Annotated in this window: 4 protein-coding genes; 2 read left to right on the forward strand and 2 right to left on the reverse strand. The window is 69.0% G+C overall.

Features of this window, described 5'->3' with window-relative positions; all coding sequences use genetic code 11:
* Positions 1-185: 185 nt before the first annotated feature.
* Entirely contained in the window at positions 186-281 is a 96-nt protein-coding gene (locus AB0L56_RS31380; protein WP_365429517.1) for a DUF4158 domain-containing protein, read from the reverse strand.
* A 771-nt stretch (positions 282-1052) separates the two neighbouring features.
* On the opposite strand from AB0L56_RS31380, the gene AB0L56_RS31385 reads away from it, so the two are divergent.
* The gene (locus AB0L56_RS31385) at positions 1053-7265 is read left to right on the forward strand and encodes an RHS repeat-associated core domain-containing protein (RefSeq protein ID WP_365429520.1); all 6213 of its coding nucleotides are present in this window, start codon (positions 1053-1055) and stop codon (positions 7263-7265) included.
* A 159-nt stretch (positions 7266-7424) separates the two neighbouring features.
* Complete coding sequence (locus AB0L56_RS31390; RefSeq protein WP_365429511.1) at positions 7425-7985, forward strand: hypothetical protein; 561 nt, start codon at positions 7425-7427, stop codon at positions 7983-7985.
* 256 nt (positions 7986-8241) lie between these two features.
* On the opposite strand, the gene AB0L56_RS31395 is transcribed toward AB0L56_RS31390, so the two are convergent.
* The gene (locus tag AB0L56_RS31395) at positions 8242-8445 is read right to left on the reverse strand and encodes a hypothetical protein (RefSeq protein ID WP_365429514.1); all 204 of its coding nucleotides are present in this window, start codon (positions 8443-8445) and stop codon (positions 8242-8244) included.
* Between the last annotated feature and the right edge of the window lie 109 nt (positions 8446-8554).

The raw sequence follows: 8554 nt of genomic DNA on the forward strand, positions 1-8554 counted from the left end.
CGGCGAACAAAGGCTCAGCTACGCCGAGTTGGACAGCCGGGTCGAGCACACCGCACGCGTCCTGGCCGGACTCGGCGTCGGACCCGGGAGCACGGATGCCGGGCGTCTCAGTCGCCGGTGAAACGGTCGATCTTCACTTGGCTGAGCGAGTCCAGCGCATCGAGTTGGGTAGCCGCCCGCAGCGATTAGGTTTCGGGGTTATGCAGGAAGGTGCCCAGGTAGCGGATGGTGCCGAGCTGGACGGCCCAGCCGATCCGGTTCCTCGCGCCACGAGCGGCTATCGCCCGGGGCGCGCGCTCTGATCCAGCAGGAAAGACCCCGCGAGCTGCCCCTCGCCCGGGTCCTCGATGAAGTGGCCGAAGCGCCTGTTTCTCTCAGAAAGTTGGTGGGCCCCGCCCGCTCCTTGATCACCGGCGTGATTCGCGCGCGACCGTGCCAGGCGACCTGGCGCAGTATGAGGTGATCGACGATCCCAGCCCAGAGCGTCACCCCATGTCATAGACGGAGCCCGGACGGCGGTCGACCCCGGTGCCGCCCCACGGGGGAGGCAGCCGATGTGGGCGCGCTTGTCGAGAGCGGCCTGTTGCTGGTCGTCGCGCGCGTGACGCTGCGACGCGCGCGGCGGCGCTATTCCGGCGGCGCTTGACCGCCTCGCCTGCACGGTCCCCACCCAGCATGCTGTGCGGCTCCGTGTCCCGCTTCGCCGGAGACGCGGAGCGCCCTCCGTCAACCGCCGTCAACTGGGGCTGTGTGAAGCAGGGGTGCAAAACGCGTGCAGTGTGGGTTAACCAGGCGAGATGTTTCCGGAATCGCATCACAAAATGATGTCGATGATCTTCTCGCGACGTTCAATCATGCCAGTAACAAGCGGACTTGAAGCGATTTAGAGTCTTTTCGATCTCGCTACGTTCACACACGCACTGCACAGGCGGTGCCCATGTGTGAAGAAGAGACCGAGGAATCATGACGATTCACAGACCCACGCCAGAGGAGCGGGGGCGGCTGTGGTCCGGGGGAGTCTGCGCTACATAGCGGGCGGCCTCACCCTGGCATTGAGCGTCGCCCTGCTCGACGGCGCAAGTGCCGCGGCTGCGCCAAGATCTCAGGCGCCGGCCGCACCGAAGAAGGCGGCCGTCACCCAGGCTGCGGACATTCCGTCAGCCCGTGTGGCGGCTCGGTTGTCGGGCAAGCGGGTCGAGGCGCTCTCGGAGCGTACGGAGACGTCCACGACCTGGGCGAACAAGGACGGTTCGCTGACGACCGAGCTGAGTGCCGGTCCGATCCGGTTCCAGGACGGCACGACTGCCGGGGACTGGCGTGATGTGGACCTGGACCTGGTCAGCCATTCCGATGGTGTGGAGCCCAAGGCCCACCCCCGCGGTCTGAAACTGGCGGGCAAGACGGGCGCCCCGGCCGCGTCCCTCAAAGCCGCCCAGGCGTCCAAGGCCGTCGACCTGGTCACTCTCGGCGAGGGCGATGAGCAGATCACGCTGCAGTGGAAGGGCGGGCTGCCCGCGCCGAAGCTGGACGGCACGCGCGCGGAGTACGTGAACGCCGTGCCTGGCGCGGACGTCGTCGTGGAGGCTACGCGTACCGGTTTCGAGCAGTTCGTCGAGATCAAGCAGAAGCCGGCCACCGAGGGCTACACCTACACCCTGCCTCTGAAGACCAAGGGCCTGAAGGTCAAGCGGCAGACGGATGGCAACGTGCTCTTCACGGACAAGAAGTCCAAGAAGCAGGCCGTCATGCCGGCACCGGTGATGTGGGACGCCACCGTCGACAAGGTCTCCGGTGAGCACACCAACCGGGCCAGGGTCGCCATGAAGGTCGTCAAGACCAAGGGCGGTGTGGACCTGGTCATCACCCCGGACGCGAAGTTCCTCGCGGACCCGGCCACGAAGTACCCCGTCACGGTGGACCCTTCCACCTCTTCGCTGTCCAACGTCTTCGATACCTACGTCCAGCAGGGCGAGACCGTTGACTGGTCCACCGACACCGAGCTGGACCTGGGCAACCCCGGCACCGTGAACGGCGACGGCACCCCGCGCACGGCCCGGTCGTTCATCTCCTGGAACACCGAGCCGATCCGGGACGCGCTGCTGCTGGACGCCAAGCTGTCGCTATGGAACTTCCACTCCGGCAACACCGACTGCACGGCGTACCCGTGGGAGGTGTGGTCGACCGGCGCCGCCTCGACCTCGTCTCGCTGGACCTCGCAGCCCACCTGGACGGCGAAGAAGGCCACCTCCACCGAGACCAAGGGCAACCCCGCCTGCACCTCGGCACCGGACGGCTGGATCAACGCCAACGTGACCACGCTGGTGCAGGAGTGGGCCTCCGCGAAGGCCACCCGTGGCCACATGGGCCTGCGCGCCAGCAGTGAGAGCGTCGTTCCGCAGTGGAAGCGGGTCAATTCCGCCAACGCGGCCTCCAACCCGCCGAAGCTGGTGGTGAACTACAACTACCGGCCGCGTACCGGCACCAAGCAGGAGGCTGGCCCGCCGTACTTCTCCTACGGCGGCGCCTACACGGTCAACACCACCACCCCGACGCTGCGCGACACCTTCGTCGACGCCGACGGTGACAAGGTCAACGGCACCTTCCAGATCTTCGACAACGCCACCAACACCCAGGTCGGCGACGTCATCGTCTCCAAGTACGTGCCCTCCGGCCAGGTCGTCTCGGTGACGGTGCCGGCCGGAGTGCTGACCAACGGCAAGACGTACAAGTTCCGCACCTCGCCGTATGACGGTGCGCACTACAACGCCGGCTGGTCGGCGTGGAAGACCTTCACCGTCGATACAGCCGCGCCGTCGGCCCCGACGTCGATCACGTCGACGGACTACCCGTCGAGCGCGTGGGTCAAGGGCACGGGCCAGGCGGGCACGTTCACCGTCACACCGAACGGCGCGGACCACAACTGGCTGGAGTGGTCGCTGGATGGCGTGACCTGGGCCAAGGTCGCCACCAGCGGCTCCACCGCCGCCAAGGCCATCAGCATCGCCCCGCCGAAGGACGGCACCCACACCCTGCAGGTGCGGCAGGTCGACAAGGCCGACAACAAGTCGGAGGCCATCGACTACACCTTCCACGCCGGGCCCGGCGGCTTCATCCAGCCCGCCGACGGCGAGCGGACCGCGCGCCGGCTGCCGCTGGTCGCCGAGGCCGACGGCTCCAAGTACGACAACGTGTCGTTCTCCTGGCGCCGCTCCGAGGCCGACCCCTGGGTACAGATCCCGGCCGGCGACGTCACCTCCGGCGGGGACCCGCTCACCGGCTGGCCGGTGGCGATGACCGGCGGCAAGAACACCGCCCTGGTGTGGAACGCCACCGACACCGTCGATCCCGACGGCACGGTGCAGATCAAGGCCGACTTCACGGGACCGAACGCGGCCACCGGAGCGACGGCCCCGCTCACCGCGGTCGTGGACCGGAATGCCTCCGGCGCCGCCTCCACCGAGGTGGGCCCCGGTTCAGTGAACCTGCTGACCGGTGACTTCGGCATCTCCGCCGAGGATGCCTCCGCCTTCGGCATGTCCGTCTCGCGCACCGCCTCCTCCCGCACCCCGGAGAAGGGCGCGCAGCAGGAGGGCCAAGCCCCAATCTTCGGCAAGGAGTGGGTGGCCGGCACGGTCGCCGAGCTCGGCACGTCGGACTACTCCCACCTCCGGCGGATCTCCGACACCGCCGTCGCCGTGACCGACGCCAAGGGCGACGAACTGCACTTCACCGCCAACGCGGCGAAGACGGCGTGGATCCCCGAGCCCGGCGCCGAGGGGCTCCTCCTCACCGGCAGCGTCACGGGATCGTTCACCCTGTCCGAGAGCGAGGGCACGGTGACCAGCTTCACCAAGCCCGACCCGGCAGTGCCGACCTGGCAGGTTTCCTCCACGCTGCGGGACGGACTGACGAACACCGAGACGAAGGTCATCTCGGGCAAGACCACGTACAACGGCAAGGCCGTCGCCTTCCCCAAGTGGATCATCGCGCCCACCTCCGCCGTCCAGGCCGCCACCTGTGCCGCCACCCCGGCCACCAAGGGCTGCCGGATGTTGGAGTTCGTCTACCCGACCGCCACCACCGCCACCTCCACCGCCTTCGGTGACGTGCTCGGCCAGGTAAAGAGCGTCCGCCTGTGGGCTACTGCTCCCGGAGCCGCCGCCTCCACCGCCCAGGAGATCGCGGCCTACGCGTACGACGACGGCGGTCGGCTCCGTGAGGCGTGGAACCCACGGATCTCCCTGGCGCTGAAGACCGCGTACGCCTACGACGCCGCGGGCCGGGTCACCCGGCTGGCCCAATCCGGCGAACTGCCATGGACCTTCACCTACGGCCAGGCGGGCAACGCCGCCACCGCCGGACCCGGCATGCTCCTCAAGGCCTCCCGCTCCGGCCTGAAACAGGGTACCGCCGACGTCGAGGAAGGCACCGCGGCCACCTCCGTGGTGTACGACGTACCGCTGACCGGCACCGGTGCGCCCTACAGCATGGGCGCCGCGAACGTGAAGGCATGGGGCCAGCTCGACGCCCCGACCGACGCCACCGCGGTCTTTCCCGCCGACGCCGTCCCGGCATCCCACACCGGGAGCTCCCTGACGGCTGCCGACTACAAGCGCGCCACCGTGCACTACCTGGGTGTCTCCGGACGCGAATCCAACCTCACCGCCCCGGGCGGCCACACCTCCACCACCGAGTACGACCGCTACGGCAATCCGGTCCGCGAACTCAGCGCCAGCAACCGCGCCGTCGCGCTGGGACTCGGCTCGGCCGCCCAGGCAGTCCAAGCCGACCTCGGCATCGACCTGCTCACGACCGCCGAGCGGGCGGACCTGCTGGCGGGCCGGACCGTCTACAACGACTCCGGCACCCGGCAGCTCGAAGAGTTCGGTCCGCTGCGCCAGATCGAGCTGACTGCCGACCTGAAGTCGGGCACCACCGAACTGGCCGCGGCCGGCACGTCCGTGACCGCGCGCTCCTGGACGGTCACCGAGTACGACACCGGGCGTCCCACCGACGGCACCGCGAACGTCAGCGACCAGGTCACCAAGGTGATCACCGGCGCGCAGGTGCGCGAGCACCCCGCCGTCCACGGCGAGACCCGCGCGGTACAGACCGTGTACGACTGGACCAAGGGCCTCCCCATCCAGACGATCAAGGATCCGGGCGGTCTGTCGATCACCGAGACCTTGGAGTACGACGCCCAAGGCCGTGTCGTCAAGCAGATGCTGCCCGGCGCCACCGGTACCGACGCGGCCACCCGCGTGACCACCTACTGGTCCGCGACGGGCGCCGGCGCCTGCCAGGGCCGCCCGGAGTGGGCGGACCAGGTCTGCTCCACCGGTCCGGCGGGCGCGGTCACCGGCGGCGGCACCCAGCCGGCCCAGCTGCCGACCACCACCACCGAGTACGACTGGTACGGCAACCCGACCAAGACCCTCGACACCGCGAACGGATCGACCCGTACTTCGACCACCACGTACGACGGGGCCGGTCGTGCGACCAAGGTCGCCGTCACCGGTGGCGTCGGACAGGCCGTCCCGGCCGTCACCACCGAGTACGACCCGGTTACCGGCCGGGCCGTGAAGACCACCTCGTCGACCGGTGGCACGATCGCCAAGACGTTCGACAAGCTGGGCCGGCTGATCTCCTACACCGACGCCGACGGAGGCGTGACCACCACCGAGTACGACCTGCTCGACCGGCCGGTCAAGGTCACCGACAACGCGCCCTCCACGGTCACCTACACCTACGATCACAACGCCGAACCGCGAGGCCTTCCGACAGCCGCCGGCGACTCCGTCGCCGGTACCTTCCAGGCCGTCTACGGAGCGAACGGATCCGTGAGCGCTGAGAAGCTGCCCGGCGGGTACACGGCGACGCTCACGCAGGACCCGACCGGGGCAACGGTGACCCGCACCTACACCCGGGACAGCGACGGAACCACCGTCTACTCCGACACGGTGACGGAGACGGTCCACGGGCAGGCCGCGTCCCACGCGGGCTGGTCCACCCAGGACTACCGCTACGACGGCGTAGGCCGACTGGCCGGCGTCCGCGACACCTCCGACACCGTGTGCACCCGTCGTGACTACGCCTTCGACGCACGCTCCAACCGCAAGTCCCTGACCGTAGCCACCGGCACCCCCGGTGCCGACTGCCCCACCACCGGAGGCACCACCACCCACGCCCACGACAGTGCCGACCGGCTCGTCGACACCGGATACACCTACGACGCGTTCGGCCGCACCACCGCCCTGCCCGGCTCCACGCTCGGCTACTACGCCAACGACCTCACCCACCAGCAGACCGCGAACGGGACCCGCCAGACCTGGGCGCTCGACCCGGCCCTGCGGTTCCGCTCCTGGACGGTGGAGACCAGCAGCGGTTCCACGTGGACCCAGACCGCGGCCAAGGTCAACCACTACGCCGGCGACGACGAGAACCCCCGGTGGATCGTCGAGAACACCTCCACCGGTGCTCTGACCCGCAACGTCGACGGCCTCGGCGGAGGACTCGCGGCCACCACGGGCAAGACGGGCACCACCGTCCTGCAGCTGGCGAACATCCACGGCGACGTGGCCCTGCAACTACCCCTGGACGCCAGCCAGGCCCCGATCGCCCTCGACCACGACGAGTACGGCAACGCACGCGCCGGCCAGGCAGCCACCCGCTACGACTGGCTCGGCTCGCACCAGCGTTCCACGGAGACGCCTGGCGGCCTCACCCTGATGGGCGCCAGACTGTACAGCCCGGCCCTCGGCCGCTTCCTGTCGATCGACCCGATCGCCGGGGGCAGCTGCAACAGGTACGAGTACGCCTGCGCCGATCCACGCAACAAGTACGACCTCGACGGCACGGCACTCATGGAGCGCGTGCAAACGGACTGCAACTCCTACAACTGCGTGCGGATCAGGCGCATCTGCGACAGGTCGTCCAAGAAGTGCTCGCTGCAGTGGGACATGTGGTTCCGCAGGGCCTGGAGCGGCGCCTACATCTACGCCGGCTGGCGCTACCAGCTGTCGGTCCGCGGAATCAAGGTGTTCTCCGGCAGCTACAGCCACGGTGAATTGGGCTGGTACAACTTCCACGGGTACTGGTATGGCAACGGCGCCCGCGGCAAGCACAGTTGCTACGGCTTCACGTGCTGGCTGGACCCCGGCGACTCGGTGCAGTTCTCCGCGTCCGGCATCGCCCGGCTCGGCTACACCAAGTACTACTGGAACCGGTTCCAGAACTTCGGCGGCGGAGGCAGCTACCGGTACTGACCCGCGCCGCCGCTGCACAGTGACCCCCGCCGAGCCGCACTGACGGCCTGAGCGGGAGCCCGACACACCGCGGCCGCGCGGACGACCGCGCGGCCACACAGCGAATCGGCTGCCCCGGCCACTCCGGCCGGGGCAGCCGATTCGTCTTACCATCCACAGGTGGAGGAAAGCATGCCCGGCAGCGAGCTTGAGCTGCGCTACGAACGACTCTTCGCGCAGTGGCTGGAGCGCGTCCAAGGCGAGCTGGGCTGGCAGATCGCCGAGACCCGTCCAGCGGGCTGGATCCGCACGGCGTATCGCGAACACGGGGAGCTGCCGGCGGCCCGGTTCGCCCTGATCGCGTTCGAGCGGAAGCTGCGCTGCGTCTTGGACGCGTTGCCCCCGGTGGCCGCAGCAGCCGAGCGGGACACGGGCCTGCGCGTCGACATCCGCGCGGACTCCACTCCCCCTTCGCCGGACTTCCCGATGGGCATGGTGACGGTGGCCGAGTCGGCCGTCCAGTCGTTCGACCCGCTCGGAGCGCGTGCGGAAGTCGCCGACGCCGTTCAGACAAATCTGGCCGACCGCTACGGCCGCCTCTGGCCGCTCTGCCCGGAGCACGACAGCGGTCTGCACGCCATCACGCACGAAGGCGAAGCAGTCTGGTGGTGCAGGGCGCAGGACCACCCGGCGGCCCGGATTCCCGGAAGCAATCCTGAGTCCGGCCCCGGCCTCCGGTAGGAATGCTGGAGCAGTTCGGACCTCCCTCGGCTGCGCGGTGCCGAGCTCAAATCATGGCGACGCTGCAGGCCTGGGCCTGCGGTGTCGACGCCGTGCCGATCCGCTCGCGGACGACCTCGTCCGCGAGCGTGTCGTACGGGTCGCTTAACTACCACATCCAGGACCTCAGGGAACTGCGGGCAAGCGCCGTGGCTCCCCAACTGGGGAAACCAGGCCTCGGTCGGAAGGTTTCAAGTCCAGTGAGACGGTTGTGACGCTATGAGATTTGTGGTGCGGGTTCGCGGCGCTTGGCCGGGTCGTTGATCCAGGCGGTCTGGGGGATCTCGGGTGGTCGGGGGCGTCGGCCGAAGCGTTCGGGGTGGCGGGCGTATGCCTCGGCGAGCGTGACGGCCCGCTGGTCGCGGACCTCCTCGGCGGTCCCGAAGTGGACGGAGGCGGGTGTGTGCCAGCCGATGCCCAAGTGCCAATGCTCATGCTAGTACCAATGCCGTGTAGTTAGCGTTGGGCGCCCGGCGTCAAGGGGTGCGGGTGGTCAATGTCGATGCTGATGGTGGCCTTGTAGCTGGTTC

The sequence above is a fragment of the Streptomyces sp. NPDC052079 genome, from assembly GCF_040680275.1.
In the GTDB taxonomy this organism is placed as follows: Bacteria; Actinomycetota; Actinomycetes; order Streptomycetales; family Streptomycetaceae; genus Streptomyces.